Raw genomic sequence first — 15,590 nt, 5'->3', positions numbered from 1 at the left:
AACCGTTAAGTATTTTTATGAAGTTCCTCCGCACTGGCCTGATAGTGACTGCTATCAGCGCATTTTCACTTGCTTTATATCTTTCTCTTTCTCCTGAACCACCAGAAGACATGGCTATCAAAATTACACCTTACCAAGGTGTGGTTTCGGCTGATGAGAAGCCATCGAGTTCAGACGTTGAGTCAAGTTCTCTGGTAAGAGTTCATTATTTTGTCAAAGTTGGGGATACACTCAGTAATGTATTTACCTCTTGGAAACTCCCTTACGGAACGGCTCAAAAGATACTTGAGGCCGATCTAGAATCACTGAAACTGGACACGATCAAGCCTGGTGATCATCTAGAGTTGTTGTTGGATAGTGACTCTAAGCAGCTAGTCGAATTGATTTACCATGAGAGCTTGGTTGAGCAGGCTGTTTACACAGAAAATGATGACGGTAGTTTTAGTTATCAGTTCATCGATACTCCTGGGGAATGGAAAGAAAAGCTGTACGCAGGTGCGGTGCAGGGTAGTTTTTCCACGTCAGCTTACAAGGCCGGTTTAACCGGTGCCCAGATAGCCAATATCACTCGAACGCTGAAAGATAAAATTAACTTCTCCAAAGATCTCAGAGCTGGCGACAGCTTTAATGTTTTGGTTAAAGAGCAATACACGGAAGATCACTTAACGGGTAAGACTGAAGTGCAAGGGGTCTCTATCAAGCTACGAAATAGGGAAGTGGCGGCTTTTCTTGCTGCGGATGGACGTTTCTATGACCGAGAAGGGAATAGCCTTGAGCAAGCTTTTAATCGATACCCAATAGACAAACAGTTCCGAAGAATCACTTCACCATTTAATCCGTACCGCAAACATCCGGTAACAGGGCGTATATCACCACATAATGGCACTGATTTCGCAACGCCTGTGGGTTCACCCGTTTATTCAACCGGAGACGGTAGGGTTGTGGCGCTTCGTGACCACCCTTACGCAGGGAAGTATCTGGTGATAGAGCATAACAGCGTTTACTTACACTTGAGCCGCTTTTTGGTGAAGAAAGGGCAACAGGTTAAGCGTGGTCAGGAAATTGCGTTGTCGGGTGCAACAGGCCGTTTAACAGGGCCTCACTTACATTTTGAAGTGTTGGTACGTGGAAGGGCGGTCGACGCGATGAAGGCTGACCTGCCTTTGGCAAGCTCTATATTACCGAAAGACAAGGGGGCGTTCCTCGCTCGAATTGCCTCTTTTGATGAGATCATCTCTGAGCAAGAAGGCAGAACGAGTTAAATTCACTTCAGCCACGGCTTATCCTTATTCCAACCTTCTGGTGATAAACAAACCGAATGTTGGAATAAGCATTTATTGAATCACATGATTTCAGATTCGATTAAGCGACGACAACTGCTGTGCCGCTGGCTGATACCATCAACATGCCATTACCTGTTCCTAAGACTTCATAATCGATATCGACACCAACCACTGCGTTTGCACCCGCTTCAATCGCTTTCTGCTCTAGCTCTTTGAATGCGTAGTTACGTGCTTTCTCCAGTTCCTTTTCATAGGTGCCAGAACGTCCACCGACGAAGTCGCGAATACCTGAAAACATATCTTTGAAAACATTCACCCCTAGAATGGCTTCTCCGGCAATAACCCCTTTGTAGTCGACAATGCGTTTGCCTTCGACAGATTGTGTGGTGGTAATAATCATAGTGGCCTCTGTAAGTTAGATGGTTGGTTACTAGATGGTTGGTTACTAGATGAGTTGTTACTAGTTGATTAGTTACTTGATGATTAGTTACTCGCTGAGTTTTGTCTCTGAGCGAGTGAATTCATGCCTCAACCATGTTCTCAGTTTTAGCACACTTTCTTGTTTTAATTTGTTTTTTGGACAAACGAAATAGAAATCTTGATGGGGGTTAGCCACTGGCTCACTAATTTCGACCAACATGCCATGGCTGATGTCATCTTTCACAAACAAGCGGTGAGTGACTAATACACCAAGCGAACGAATGGCAGCTTGCACGGCTTGAATAGAGACATCGAACGTCAAGTTACTGTGGAACGTCGGCATGGGTATTTGGTAATGATCGCACCAGACTTGCCAGTCATGTTGTCGCCTGAGGTTAAAAACGCCAATGGTCGGGTTTTGTTTGACGAGTTGTTGGACGTTTAATCCGGTCTGGTTTTTCAATAGAGCAGGGCTGCACACCAAGACCAGGTCATCGTCGCCGAGCTTTTCGCTGTAATATCGGTCCCACTCGCTTGGTTTGCCGTGCACGAGCGCGATGTCCACACCTTCTTGTTCTATGTCGAAAGTGCCCGTTAACGTGGATATGCGAATATCAAGAGAGGGAGCAAAGCTTTGGAATTCCGAGACTCGCGGGATCCACCAGTGCATGGCGAGTGAGTTCACCATGTTGAGGGTGATGCGGTGGTCGTTAGGCGTTTTGGCGAGTTCTTCGGTGGCTTCTATTACTTGTTCCAGTGCAGGCGCGACTTTTCGATAATATCGCTTACCTGCGGCATTCAGCACAACACGGCGACCCACACGTTGGAACAGCGGCTTATTGACCAGTTGCTCTAATGATTTTATCGCTTGGCTTACCGCTGAATGACTGACGTACAACACGCGAGCGGCTTCGGTCATGCTGCCTGTTTCGGCTACAGCAATGAAAGCATAAACGGATTTAAGTGGAACGAGTTTCTTCATTGGTAAGTTTTCCTTACAGTTGTGGTTAATATTACTCGCTATTTTTCATCATGTCACGCCTCTAAAATAGGTCCCATAGGAGGTGATAATTATGTCTGATATTACCAAGGCGACGGCTTTCATGTTGTTGTCGACGTTCAGTTTGTCTTTAAGTGGCTTAATGGCCAAGTATCTATCGGTATCAATGCCCGTTTCATTATTGAGTTTCGTGCGTTTTTTGTTACCCAGTCTGTTTTTATTCCTATTTTTGATGTTTTACAAAATCACGAAACCTTCACTCGATATGTGGAAACCTTTAGTGATGCGTGCGATTTTTATGGTGGCATGCCAGTGGTGTTTTCTTACGTCTTTGCAAACGCTAACGCTGGTTGAAGGTGTGGTGTTGTTTAGTACAGGCCCTCTGTTTATTCCTTTGTTAGAAAAATTAATGTTTGGAACCAAGATTCATACAACCACAGTGATTTGTTTAGTTGTCACCTTTGTCGGTGTAGTGATGATGGCTGGGGATTGGTCTCAGTTTGAATTTGGCTCAGAGTTCTTTAGGCCAGCGTTGTTGCTAGGATTATTGGCGGGTGTGTTTAATTCGGGTTCACAAGTGAGTTTGTATCGAGCGTCCAAGACTAGCCTGACACCCGCAGAGCTAAACGCGTGGACGTTCTTGGTCGCGGCAATCATTGTGATACCAATGGTTGTGTTTACTTCAGTCTCTGCGGCTCCAGATGCGCTTGAGAGTGCTGCGGGCAATGGAACCTTATCGGCTCTGCTATCTTTTGAAGGCCTACGCTGGATTGCGCTTGGCGCTTTTGGATTGGCGTTATTTACTATTAACACGCAAATCTTCCGCTCGAAAGCGTACAAGTTGGCAGACAGCGGTTCTCAGTTGGCTCCCCTAATTTTCACTAACATGCTGTTCAGTGCGTTATGGCAGAGCTTGTTCTTTGATGACGTGTTTTCAACTCAGCAGTTGATCGGTATCAATTTGATAGTCGTGGCGAGCATAACCAATACTCTATTGGCTAAAAGACACAGCAAAGCAAAAGCCAAGCAAACACCTCGATCTGCTGTGGCTGTAGCAGATGCTGCGGTTTTGGACTCTGCCGTTAAAAGCTAAACATTGAGGCTGAAGATTGCAGACAAAAGCCTAGAACAATGAACGAATGTAGTCTTTTACTCGGTCGATGTGTTCGTTTGGTTTAATCTCGCAACGCTGTTTAGTCTCTAGGAATCGCTCAGCGTATTTGTCGTAGATTTTGTTTTCCAAAAACAGCAAATACAGCTTGGGGTCGATATGACCGCTGGTGGCCATGTCGGTCATGATGTTGAGTGATTCGCTTAGGAGTTTTCCTTTCTTATACGGGCGATCACTGGAGGTGAGCGCTTCGAATACATCGGCAATGGCCATCGCTCTAGACGGTAAAGGTAACTGGTCTTCGTTTAAGCCTCTCGGGTAACCCTTACCATCGATACGTTCGTGGTGTCCGCTGGCAATGTCAGGAATGTTCTTGAGATAAGATGGGTAAGGGAGCTTGTTGAGCATGGTGAAGGTTTGAATGATATGGTCGTTTATCATGAAGCGTTCTTCGTCGTTTAAGGTACCGCGACGTACTTTCAAATTGTGCAATTCACCTTGGTTGTACTTCACTTCACCAGGTTTGAGTACAAACGCTTCTTGCCACACGTCGGCTGGGTTAAAGCCATTATCCCAAGGTATTTTATGTTCGGGTTTATCAGCAAGTAGTGGCTCCATCACGGGCAGCGTTTGGTCTTTGATTCTTGGCTCAATTTCATCTTTTTCAGCCGGAGCTTGCTGCGTGTTAAATCTCGCTTTTTCAGACCAAGATAACCCTAGCTGATCGTCGAGTGTTCGTTTCCACTGGCGCTTGGCTATTCGGTCTAAGCGTTCTAGTTGCTCATCCGTCATAGACTCCCCACCAAGGTTACATTCGGCTACGAAGGCAAACTCTTCATCCAATTCAGACAAACTTTGCTCGAGAACTTTAAGCTGCTCTTCTTGGAGTGCACCGTTCGCTATGGCTTTCCAGTAGTCGGTTTCAGCTTGTTGTTTTAACAGTTCGAAACGCATTCGCACTTCGTGGATTCGGTCGTAAATGGTTTCAAGTTTTGTCGCTTTGTCTACGACATACTCAGGTGTGGTTACCTTGCCGCAGTCATGAAGCCAAGCGGCGAGCATTAACTCTTCCCACTGTTTACTATCCAATGAGAATTGCGGGTAATAACGGTCATCATCAATGGTTGCTTGGGTTAACCATTTGGTCAGTTCGGGTACTCGCTGACAGTGACCGCCAGTGTATGGGGATTTGGTATCAATCGCTGATGCAATCAACTCGATAAAGGCATTAAGCATGTCTTTCTGTTGCTGCATTTGGTCGATGTTGTCTTTGGCTATTTCCGCAAAACTGAGCAGTTCTCGTAAGAAGGCGTGCTTGTCTGCCTGCATCTTGGTAATCGGTCTTTCATAGCCAATTGCGACGATACCCACCAACAACTTCTCACGGTTTAATAGTGGAAACAGGTACAGATCTGAATTGAAGATCGAATCTTGGTAATAGTTGAGAACATTGTCTTCTCGGTTTAAGTGGATGGTTTCTCCAGATTTAAGCTGGCACAGCAACCAAGGGGTATGCTTGATGAAGTCATTGATGTCGGCCTTGAAAGGAAGAATAGCGAGATTCGCTGCCGTATCAAACACATCCTTTTCTTCAGATTGAGTAAACAGCACGATGGTTTCAGCTTTGGTAATTAGGTAGCTTTGATGCGCAATGTTTTTGGCTAATATCGAAAACTCCTGATTACCCGCTGTGTCCCGAAGTAGATTAATCAGATCATGAAGCGTGTGCTCCATCAGCTCAATGGAATGGGCGAGGTTAGCGACTTCTTTTATCATGCTCTTAGGGTAGTGGGTTCTTCTGAAATCGAATCGAGCGATGTTGTCGGTGAGTTGCATCAGTGTATTGAGCGGCTGAGACAGTCGATTAGCAACAAACCATACGATAGCGAAGCAGATGAACAACATACCAATCGCGACCGCAACTTGCTTGTCTCGCATTGAGATAAGATCAGAGAGCAACTCATTGTGTGGCGTAGCCTCTGCCAAATATAAAGTGACATTCTGAGTGAGCTCAACAGGCGTTAGTGTTAATGCCCAAGTGTTTAGGTTGTATTCAACGTTTTTTAGGTTGAGGTTTAATTTCTCCTCGTCGGAGATAAGTGGTGCTATGACGGATGCTTTCAATGCTTCCAACTGTTCACGTTTGGGCACATTAAAGAAGCTTTGGTCTTGCTCACTGCCAGAGAGTTTCCCCGTCGTTTGGTTATTCGTTTTCTCAGTTTTACTTGTGTTGTTAGGCTGGGAGGTAAGCTTGGGAATCGATAGATCAAGTTGATGTTGGCCGAGAAGATTGAAATGTTGATCGAACAAGGCGAGTCGGGTTTGCGGAGAGTAGGCCAATTCACTGATCTGGGAAGAGAGAGATTTCAACGTGAAGTCGGCACCAACGACATGCTTGCCATCCAATGAACGTCTAGAAAGCGTAATGCCATTGGTTTGCAAGAAATAGAACAGGTAGGGCTCAGAGAGTTGTATTGAGCCGTCAGGCTTTGCGTTACGAAACCAAGGTCGAGTCGTGGGGTTGAACTTACTCTCGGCTTGTCGGGTACTGATCACTTGGTGTGCGCCATCGAGAAAGGTAATAAAGTTTTCACCATCTAGATTGGTGCTGATCATTATGGTCGCTTTCGCGGGAGCGTTGTTGTCGGCTCTCTGTTTAATGGAACTCAGAGGACGAAAGATTCGGAAATCGCCATCTTCAGAGCCATAGAACAGAGCAACTAAATTGGTATTTTGTTTGAAGATGATATCGACCAAAGCAAGCCAAGATTCTTTTTCGACGGAGGAGGTTTGATGAGCAACAAACGGGCTCACTGCCATCACGTTTAAGGTTGTGATGACTGGGGCAATAGCTTGTTTAAATACCGATTCCAGCTTATCGCGATGTTCATTACTGACTTCGCGCACGGTGCCTAAAAGCAGTTCTTGAGAGTGCCGATAACTTATCGAAATCAGTACGGTACCGACAAGAGTGGTCAAAATTAAGAAAAGGCTAGTGATGTGGATACTCAGCGGATATCGTCTTCTTCTCATCTAACACTCCAGTTTGTAGACTGGTTTAAGTATTGACGAACTTGGGTAGGTTGCAAAAAATTGGCGTAATTACCGAGTCTGTTCGATTTTATTTAGATAAGAAAAGTGTCAGCGTCGTCTGGTTAGCCACGTATTATCGTGCTGTGTAAATGAACTCACAAGAAACCCTTATGTTTAGGTGCTAATTGTCACTTTCAGCTGATAAACTGGTCGAATTGTTGCCATTAAGCATTCCTTTTCAGAAGCACTCCTTTTCAGAAAAAGGTGCGGGCACTCCTTTCCAGAAAGAGGCTCAGAGTTACTTTCTGGAAAACGTTTTTTGACTAAGCGAAGAGAGCATTGATTCATGGAACTCAAAGTAGATACCCACACCCACACATACGCAAGTGGCCATGCTTACAGCACGCTGATCGAAAACGCTAAGTCGGCAAAGCAAAACGGTTTAGCTATGTTTTGTACTACTGACCATTCAGAGTCTATGCCGGGCGCGCCACACTATTGGTTCTTCAGTAACCAGCGTGTGCTCCCTCGTTTTATTGAAGATGTTGCAATTATTCGAGGTGTCGAGTCAAACATCATGAACACACAGGGTGAAATCGACATTCATCCGAGTGTGGATAAGAATCTAGATTGGGTGATTGCCAGCTTCCACGAGCCCGTTTTTCGCCCGTCGGATGTTGCTACTCATACAGAAGCATTGTTGAATGTGATTAAAGGCGGTCGTGTTGATGCACTTGGTCATTTAGGCAACCCAAATTTTGATTTCGATTTTGAAGTTGTGATTCAATGTGCGGCGGAACATAACGTAGCAATCGAAATTAATAACACCACGCTTAAAGGCAATAGCCGCGTTGGCAGTGTTGATCGTTGTTACGAGATCGCAAGAATTGCTAAAGCGAAAGGTGCGTTTATTACGACAGGTAGCGATGCGCATTTCTGCATAGATGTGGGTGGGTTGGATCTCGTGTCTTCACTACTTGGTGAGGTGGGCGTGGATTCGAGTAAAGTGATTACCCATTCACCACAGCAATTCCTAGCCTTTTTGGTATTACGTGGTCGTCAATCGATTGCCGAGTTTTCGGTATTTGAGTGATGGTTTGTCCGGTACTTGTCAGTAATTAGCTAGCTAGTTTGCATTTCGACACAATCAATTTTTGTGCCCGACGGATTTTTGTATACACTAGCCGAAAATAATAAAGTCGAAGTGCCACAGTACAATAATGATGGCTCTAACTTCAAAGACACCGCTTCACTTGGAGAAATAATGAAAACTCGCTCAATCCTTTTATCTGGCTTAATCGCTGCTTCAGTATTGTCTGGCAACGCATTTGCTAATGTTGACCTTAAGAAAAACATGCAAGAAATGAAGCTTGCGTTCAAACAAGCGGCAGAAGCTCAAAGCATTGAAGAGATGCAAAAGCCTATCGTTCGTTTAGATACGCTAGTGGCAGAGCTCAAAACGGGTGTTTACCCAATAGAGAAAGAAGATAACTTCATGGAAGGTTTCAAAAAGATCAGTGCATCATTGGATAGCATTGAGCAGAAGCTAGACCAAGGTGACTTAGAGTCGGCACAGCAGGAACTTCGTACTATTGACGGCCTTCGTGAAGAGTACCATGAGAAGCGTAATCCAAGCATTTGGAGCAAGATCTTCGGTTAATTTGCCAATCAATTGAGTTTGCTAGATACGTAACAAAGAGCAAAACCTCAAGATTCGATTTCTAAAACGCTGTCTTACATAACCCTCTTTAGGGGAAGGTGTAAGGCGGCGTTTTTTATTGTCGTTTCTCTAAACAGTTTACTGCTATTTTTCTAGACATTTTACTGCTAATAGACGCGTAACATTCTTTTGGCTCTTTGGTTGTAACCAGTTTTTAACTAAAAAGAGTGTGCGTTAGCTTCAATTTTTTAACTTGCTGTTAATCTTTACGTTTACCTATATTCCAAGTCCCTCATAATAAGGGAAATTTATAAAGATTTGGAATAATGCGCCGAACCTCGTTCAACTTCTCCATGTTACTTGCTACAGCATTAAGCTGGGCGCTAGTGACATTAATGCCTGTTATCAATGCTCATGGTAATAGTGCGGGAGTATGGGCGTCGTTATGTACGATCAATGGCTTTGAACTGGTTCAAATTGAAGAAGGTGAACCTAGTACTCATAAAGGAAAGCCGTGTCCCTTTAGCCATTTTTCCACGTTCCACCAAGACGAACTTCCAACAACACTACTGACAACTCGATTGAGTTCTATTGTCTCAGACAGCTACGCTTTTTTGGCTCTAAGCGAACGCTACACGAGGCAAGCCCCGCGCGGCCCTCCCTTTGATATTACTTAAACCTAACCCTCTAAAATAATTAAAAAATAAAGTATTAAGTAAAGTTAAACATGCTCAGATTACTTTCTGATTTTTCAGAAGGTATGTTTGCGTGTGTCAAAGGAAATAATAATGTTGAGAAATGAATCTCAAAGCTTCGCGAAAGCACAAGCGACTTCGCAGTATACAAGCAGTGCAACAACCGGTTCGAAAACCAATATAAAAAACAAAGACCGCAATAAAACTCTCTACTTCCTCACTTGGCGCTGGCACTTCTATGCCGGGCTATTCGTTATCCCATTTATGTTGATGTTGAGTATGACTGGTTTGGTGATGCTGTTTGACGATGAAATCGAACTTGCTTTCCATCAAGACGCGATTGAAATTGTTGCATCGGGCGAACCGATCAAGGTGTCACAACAATTAGCTGCGGTACAAAATCAATACCCACAAGGTACGGTGACACAATTTGTACCGAGTAAAGTCCCTGATCTTGCGAACCGATTTTCTGTATCACTTGAAGATGGCACGTCCGTTTTCGCCACGGTGAATCAATATACTGGCGAAGTGGTAGGAGAAATCCCCCGCAGCGACAGTCTGTATCAACTGGCGAATGACATTCACGGCACTTTGTTGATTGGTGATTGGGGGGATTACCTAATTGAAGTCGCAATAAGCTTGTCTATTCTGTTACTCATCAGTGGCATTTACTTATGGCTTCCTCGAGATAACGCGAGCCGCGCTGGTTTTCTTAAGCTTCGATTTGGTTCAGGAACGCGTATTTTAATGCGTGATCTGCATGCGAATATCGGTGGAACACTGTCATTCATTCTTCTGTTATTTATTCTATCGGGATTATCATGGACAGGTTTTTGGGGCGGTAAGCTAGTGCAAGCATGGAGTACGTTTCCTGCTCAAATGTGGGACGACATTCCTCTGTCTAACGAAACGCATGCTTCTTTAAATCACGGGTCTGAAGAGGAAATGCCTTGGAACCTAGAGCAAACTCCACTGCCTTTATCTCAAGATAAGCCAGCAGAACACGTCCACCAAGTAGAAGAGGCGTCTGAAGCTCATGACCATTCTAAGATGGGTGAGGATCATTCTCAGCATGTATTATCTGCCAGTAATTTCTCGATTGATGATGTGATAGAAAAAGCTCAATCTATTGGTTTTACACAATATAAAGTCAATTTTCCGCGCTCAGAAACGGGCGTTTACACCGTGGCTGCCAATACCATGGGCGGTGACATTATCGATCCAACTGAAGATCGCACGACTCACCTCGACCAGTATTCAGGGCGCATTCTAGGAGAGGTGACGTGGCAAGATTACAATTTATTCGCCAAAACCTTAGCCGTCGGTATTTCTCTGCATCAAGGTGACATCAGCATCATTAATAAGCTTCTAAATGCGTTGTTCTGTTTGGCGTTCATTGTGGTGTCAGTGACTGGTGGAGTAATGTGGTGGATACGCAGACCTTCAGGCCAAAGAAAGTTGGGAACGCCACCGAAGTTTGGCGATGCAGGCTTATGGAAAACGGGTTTAGTGACTGTGGTTATTATTTCGATATTGTTTCCACTCGCGGGTGCAACGATTGTGATTGCAATGCTATTGGATTGGTTACTGTTTTCACGCGTTGAGAGATTCAAGACCGCGTTGAGTTAATTGACATGCAAACGGACTTTCTCTATTTGAGAAGGTCCGTTTTATTAATCAGATGATCGCTTCTTTTGTGAAGAAGACTTTAGACTTGATACGGCTCTAGATCTGATAAAGCTTTAGATCTGATAAAGTTCTAGCGGCAGGCCGTCTGGGTCTGCGAAAAACGTAAATGATTTCGCCGTAAACTCATCAACACGAATCGGTTCGACGTCGATTCCTTGTGCTTCCAAATAGTTTTTGACTTGTTGAACGTCATCAACACAAAAAGCTAGATGTCTTAGCCCTTGGGCTTCAGGAAAACTTGGTCTTTCAGGTGCGTTAGGGAAACTGAATAATTCTATTTGAGCGCCATTAGGCAGTGCCAAGTCGAGCTTATACGACTGACGTGCTTCACGATAATTCTCCGCAATCACTTCAAGCTTTAAAACTTCCGTATAAAAGCGTTTAGAGACTTCGTAGTCTGAGCAAATAATGGCGGCGTGGTGTATCCCTTTCAGCATCAGTTTATTTCTCCTGCCAGTTTGTCACCCAAGTGTTCCATCGCGTAATCAATGAATACACGCAATCGGGCAGGCATGTACTTGGTTTGAGCAAACTGCATCGCGATAGCGCCATGGTAATTACTCTTGATGGTCCAATCTTCCAGTACTTGCACTACAGAACCTTCAGCCAATGCATCTTGGATCACGAAGTCATGGAAAATACCCACGCCAAGCCCTTCTTTAACACCTTTCAATCGCATCTGAGAGTGGTTCACAGCGTAACGTCCGCTGACGGGGACTGTATAAAACTCATCATCTTTAAGGAAGTCCCAAATGTGGTCTTTATCTGTTTCTGCAAGGTATAAGCAGTCGTGCTCAGAAAGCTCGGTAGGGTGGTGAGGGATTCCTTTGGCATCTAAATAGCCCGGGCTTGCACAAAGTACAAGGTTCGTTTTGCCTAGCTCTTTTAAAACCAAACTTTCATCGGGCTTGTCGGTAAGGCGAAACGCAATGTCGATGCCTTGGCGCAATATGTCGATGTCGCCATCGGCGGCTCTTAACTTGAGTTGAATCTCAGGGTACTGATTTAAGAATGGTGCAACAAAAGGCTGTAGAACCGAGTTCAAGAAGGCTTCAGGGGCTGCTACCGTTATCGATCCAGCAGGTTCAGTATGGTCAGAGGTAGACAGCTCAACCGCTTGTTGCGCCGCATTAATCATGACCACGCTTTGGTCGTATACCAACTGGCCTGCTTGCGTGATGATCAATGTACGAGTGGTACGTTCAAACAGCTTTACTGAGAGTGCTTTTTCTAGACGTGTGATCAATTTACTCAACGCTGAGGGTGTCACCCCTAACTGCTTTGCTGCAGCGGTAAAGCTACCTTCATTCACAACTAAGATAAACGAGGCGAGATCGGGAAGTAGGGCGATGAGTTTTGGGTTAATCATAAGTGTCCAGTAGGGCTAGTTACAACGGTGAGCTTATTGACAATTGTGAGTGATCTCTTCTGATTTGTGAATCAATTTCATTAATCACTTGACGTGATTGCTCTGATTGCTTGGCGTGTTTTGCTTTTCATCTCATCGGTTTTCATCTGTATAGCGGCGTTGCTGATGCACATTCTAAGAGAAGCGGATAATCATCACCATATTGTTCTGAGATGAAAAATAGAGATCTGATATGAAAGTGAAATTAGACACAAACGGAAGGGGATTTGACGTTAAAAAGAGCAGGTAAGACGCGTTTATGTGCCCTGTGTCACTGGGATGAACCATTATTCGTGCCTGCGATTCATTAATGTTTTTCCAACTAGAGGGATAATCGAGAAGGGAGTGTTCAACTAGAATATAGAGATTAGTTTTACAGTGTAAATGATCGTTTTAGGATCGTTTATATCCCTAAATAAAGCGGCGCGTGATGCTGCTGAATAATAACTAGGAAGGAATGAACAATGTCTTCTGCATTTTACCAACAGATTCAAACGCAAATCGAAGAAGTTAAAGAAGAAGGTCTTTATAAGTCTGAGCGCATTATTACTTCTGCACAAAAAGCAGCGGTTTCTATCTCGACTGGTGAAGAAGTACTAAACTTCTGTGCAAACAACTACTTAGGTCTTGCTAATCACCCAGCTCTTATCGAAGCAGCTAAAGATGGTATGGATCAGCACGGCTTTGGTATGGCTTCAGTACGTTTCATCTGTGGTACTCAAGACTCTCACAAAGAACTAGAGCAAAAGCTATCTACGTTCCTTGGTAAAGAAGACACTATCCTTTACACATCTTGCTTTGATGCAAACGCTGGCCTATTCGAAACGATTCTAGGCAAAGAAGACGCAATCATCTCTGACGCACTAAACCATGCATCTATTATCGATGGCGTTCGTCTGTGTAAAGCAATGCGCTTCCGTTACGCGAACAACAACATGGAAGAGTTAGAGCAACAACTTATCGCAGCTAAAGAAGCGGGCGCTCGTCACACGCTTATCGTAACTGACGGTGTGTTCTCTATGGACGGCGTAGTTGCTAACCTTCCTGCTATCTGTGACCTTGCTGACAAGTACGACGCACTAGTAATGGTTGATGATTCTCACGCTGTTGGCTTCATGGGCGAAAACGGCGCGGGTACTCACGAGTTCCACAACGTTGTTGACCGTATCGACATCATCACAGGTACGCTTGGTAAAGCAATGGGTGGCGCTTCAGGCGGTTACACTTCTGGTAAGAAGGAAGTGATCGACTGGCTACGTCAGCGCTCTCGTCCATACCTATTCTCTAACTCTGTTGCTCCTGCAATCGTATCGGCATCTATCCGCGTTCTAGATCTTCTAGCCGAATCTGGCGACCTACGAACTCAACTATGGGAAAACTCTGCTCACTTCCGTACTCGCATGGAAGAGGCTGGTTTCACTATGGGCGGCGCTGACCACGCAATCATCCCAATCATGCTTGGTGATGCAAAAGTAGCGGCTGAATTCGCAGAGCGCGCTCTAGAGAAAGGCATCTACGTTGTAGGTTTCTCATTCCCTGTAGTACCAAAAGGCCAAGCTCGTATTCGTACGCAAATGTCTGCTGCACACTCTCGTGAGCAACTAGATCGCGCAATCGATGCGTTTATCCAAGTTGGTAAAGACATGGGTATCATCTAATTTTAAAGGGGTGCCTTTAGCATCCTTTGATTAGATAAAACAACACCCAATAGAACATATAGATTTTTGATTCTCGCGTTACAGTTAGGCGAGATGAACTGGATAACATTATGAAAATTAAAGCACTTTCTAAGCTTAAGCCTGAAGAAGGCATCTGGATGACCGAGGTTGAAAAACCTGAAATGGGTCATAATGATCTTCTTATTCGTATTAAGAAAACTGCAATTTGTGGTACAGACGTACATATCTACAACTGGGATGAGTGGTCACAAAACACAATTCCAGTACCTATGGTGGTAGGTCACGAATACGTGGGTGAAGTTGTTGGCATCGGCCAAGAAGTTCGTGGTTTTGAAATCGGCGACCGTGTATCTGGTGAAGGCCACATCACATGTGGTCACTGTCGTAACTGTCGTGGCGGCCGTACTCACCTTTGTCGTAACACAACAGGTGTTGGCGTAAACCGCACTGGTGCGTTCTCTGAGTTCCTTGTGATCCCTGCGTTCAACGCATTTAAGATCCCTGCAGAAATCTCTGACGATCTAGCATCAATCTTTGACCCGTTTGGTAACGCAGTACACACAGCGCTTTCTTTCGACCTAGTAGGCGAAGACGTGCTAATCACTGGTGCTGGTCCAATCGGTATCATGGCTGCTGCTGTTGCTAAGCACGTTGGTGCTCGTCACGTTGTAATCACTGACGTAAACGAATACCGCCTAGACCTTGCTCGTCAAATGGGTGTAACTCGCGCAGTAAACGTAATGGAAGAGAAGCTTGAAGACGTAATGGCTGATCTCGGCATGACTGAGGGCTTCGATGTAGGCCTAGAAATGTCTGGTAACCCATCTGCGTTCAATAGCATGCTGACTAACATGAACCACGGCGGTAAGATCTCTCTACTAGGTATTCCACCATCAGACATGGCAGTAGACTGGAACCAAGTAATCTTTAAAGGCTTGGTTATCAAAGGTATCTACGGTCGTGAGATGTTCGAAACTTGGTACAAGATGGCTTCTTTGATTCAATCAGGCCTAGATCTAACACCAATCATTACTCACCACTACAAAGTGGACGACTTCCAGAAAGGCTTCGACATGATGCGCTCTGGTATGTCAGGTAAAGTAATTTTAGACTGGGAGTAGGTTACTACCAGTTTTGAATGTTAGAAGGCAACAGGTAAAACTGTTGCCTTTTTTATCGCCACTCTGTAGCCATATTTAATTTATAAATAATTTAACTAATTGATATTTATTGGTTATTTTTTATTTCGCATATAGTGGCAAGTTTGATTCAATCAGGGTTAGACCTATCACCAATCATTACCTCATCACTTTAAAATTGATGATTTCCAAGCTGGCTTCGATGCTATACGTAGGGGGCTTTCTGGCAAGGTTTTCCTTGATTGGGAATAGAAAAATTAGGCTCTAAATAGCAAAAGGCGACAGTGAAAATTGTCGCCTTTTTTACGAATAAAACAGCTAAATAACGGTCGTTTACAGTGTCTACCGCCACTTTGTCGCCATTAATTCTCTAATGGATTGAGGGGCTTTGTTGCGTAATTCAGTGGAACTAAATCCAGAACCTACGATCTGATCAGCTACGTCCACTCTCTCGTAGCCCTATTCCTAAACCT

Annotated in this window: 13 protein-coding genes and 1 pseudogene; 9 read left to right on the top strand and 5 right to left on the bottom strand. The window is 44.4% G+C overall.

The features are described from left to right. Positions 1-17 precede the first annotated feature (17 nt). Entirely contained in the window at positions 18-1,262 is a 1,245-nt protein-coding gene (locus AB6E08_RS09260; RefSeq protein WP_372065731.1) for a peptidoglycan DD-metalloendopeptidase family protein, read from the top strand. A gap of 100 nt (positions 1,263-1,362) precedes the next feature. On the opposite strand, the gene AB6E08_RS09255 is transcribed toward AB6E08_RS09260, so the two are convergent. Continuing rightward, positions 1,363-1,683, bottom strand: coding sequence for a heavy metal-binding domain-containing protein (locus AB6E08_RS09255; RefSeq protein WP_004730185.1), 321 nt, complete (start codon positions 1,681-1,683; stop codon positions 1,363-1,365). 87 nt (positions 1,684-1,770) lie between these two features. Beyond that, the gene (locus AB6E08_RS09250; protein WP_372065728.1) at positions 1,771-2,685 is read right to left on the bottom strand and encodes a LysR substrate-binding domain-containing protein; all 915 of its coding nucleotides are present in this window, start codon (positions 2,683-2,685) and stop codon (positions 1,771-1,773) included. A gap of 91 nt (positions 2,686-2,776) precedes the next feature. Here AB6E08_RS09250 and AB6E08_RS09245 point away from each other — a divergent pair, with 91 nt between their 5' ends. Then, a complete protein-coding gene (locus AB6E08_RS09245) occupies positions 2,777-3,796 on the top strand; it encodes a DMT family transporter (protein WP_372065725.1) in 1,020 nt (339 codons plus the stop codon). 30 nt (positions 3,797-3,826) lie between these two features. Here AB6E08_RS09245 and AB6E08_RS09240 read toward each other — a convergent pair whose 3' ends face one another. After that, positions 3,827-6,847 (bottom strand): HD domain-containing phosphohydrolase, encoded by a 3,021-nt coding sequence (locus AB6E08_RS09240; protein WP_372065723.1) that lies wholly within the window; start codon positions 6,845-6,847, stop codon positions 3,827-3,829. Positions 6,848-7,193: 346 nt separating this feature from the next. Between AB6E08_RS09240 and AB6E08_RS09235 the strand changes: the two genes are divergently transcribed. From AB6E08_RS09235 to AB6E08_RS09220, 4 genes are all read left to right on the top strand, one after another. Beyond that, positions 7,194-7,940, top strand: coding sequence for a phosphatase (locus AB6E08_RS09235; protein WP_009845603.1), 747 nt, complete (start codon positions 7,194-7,196; stop codon positions 7,938-7,940). A gap of 171 nt (positions 7,941-8,111) precedes the next feature. Beyond that, positions 8,112-8,507, top strand: coding sequence for a cytochrome b562 (locus tag AB6E08_RS09230; protein WP_012600383.1), 396 nt, complete (start codon positions 8,112-8,114; stop codon positions 8,505-8,507). 326 nt (positions 8,508-8,833) lie between these two features. Next, positions 8,834-9,184 (top strand): hypothetical protein, encoded by a 351-nt coding sequence (locus AB6E08_RS09225; protein WP_102249337.1) that lies wholly within the window; start codon positions 8,834-8,836, stop codon positions 9,182-9,184. A 111-nt stretch (positions 9,185-9,295) separates the two neighbouring features. Then, entirely contained in the window at positions 9,296-10,831 is a 1,536-nt protein-coding gene (locus AB6E08_RS09220) for a PepSY-associated TM helix domain-containing protein (RefSeq protein ID WP_372065720.1), read from the top strand. A gap of 113 nt (positions 10,832-10,944) precedes the next feature. Here AB6E08_RS09220 and AB6E08_RS09215 read toward each other — a convergent pair whose 3' ends face one another. Together AB6E08_RS09215 and AB6E08_RS09210 are read right to left on the bottom strand one after the other, a co-directional pair. Next, complete coding sequence (locus AB6E08_RS09215) at positions 10,945-11,328, bottom strand: VOC family protein (RefSeq protein WP_372065718.1); 384 nt, start codon at positions 11,326-11,328, stop codon at positions 10,945-10,947. Continuing rightward, positions 11,328-12,260 carry a LysR substrate-binding domain-containing protein gene (locus AB6E08_RS09210; RefSeq protein WP_372065716.1) on the bottom strand — a complete coding sequence of 311 codons (933 nt, stop codon included), beginning with the start codon at positions 12,258-12,260 and terminating at the stop codon, positions 11,328-11,330. The genes AB6E08_RS09215 and AB6E08_RS09210 overlap by 1 nt, the downstream gene beginning before the upstream one ends. Positions 12,261-12,763: 503 nt before the next feature. Here AB6E08_RS09210 and AB6E08_RS09205 point away from each other — a divergent pair. The 3 genes and pseudogenes from AB6E08_RS09205 to AB6E08_RS09195 all read left to right on the top strand — a co-directional run. Beyond that, positions 12,764-13,957, top strand: coding sequence for a glycine C-acetyltransferase (locus AB6E08_RS09205; RefSeq protein WP_137001333.1), 1,194 nt, complete (start codon positions 12,764-12,766; stop codon positions 13,955-13,957). A 110-nt stretch (positions 13,958-14,067) separates the two neighbouring features. Beyond that, positions 14,068-15,099 (top strand): L-threonine 3-dehydrogenase, encoded by a 1,032-nt coding sequence (gene tdh / locus AB6E08_RS09200; protein WP_004730216.1) that lies wholly within the window; start codon positions 14,068-14,070, stop codon positions 15,097-15,099. Positions 15,100-15,233: 134 nt separating this feature from the next. Further along, a pseudogene (locus AB6E08_RS09195) lies at positions 15,234-15,369 on the top strand (L-threonine 3-dehydrogenase); the annotation flags it as partial. Between the last annotated feature and the right edge of the window lie 221 nt (positions 15,370-15,590).

The sequence above is a fragment of the Vibrio sp. 10N.247.310.24 genome (assembly GCF_041467175.1).
Taxonomy (GTDB): domain Bacteria; phylum Pseudomonadota; class Gammaproteobacteria; order Enterobacterales; family Vibrionaceae; genus Vibrio; species Vibrio tasmaniensis_A.
The sequence above is the reverse complement of the archived record's forward strand: the minus strand, read 5'-3'. Positions and strand labels throughout refer to the sequence as shown.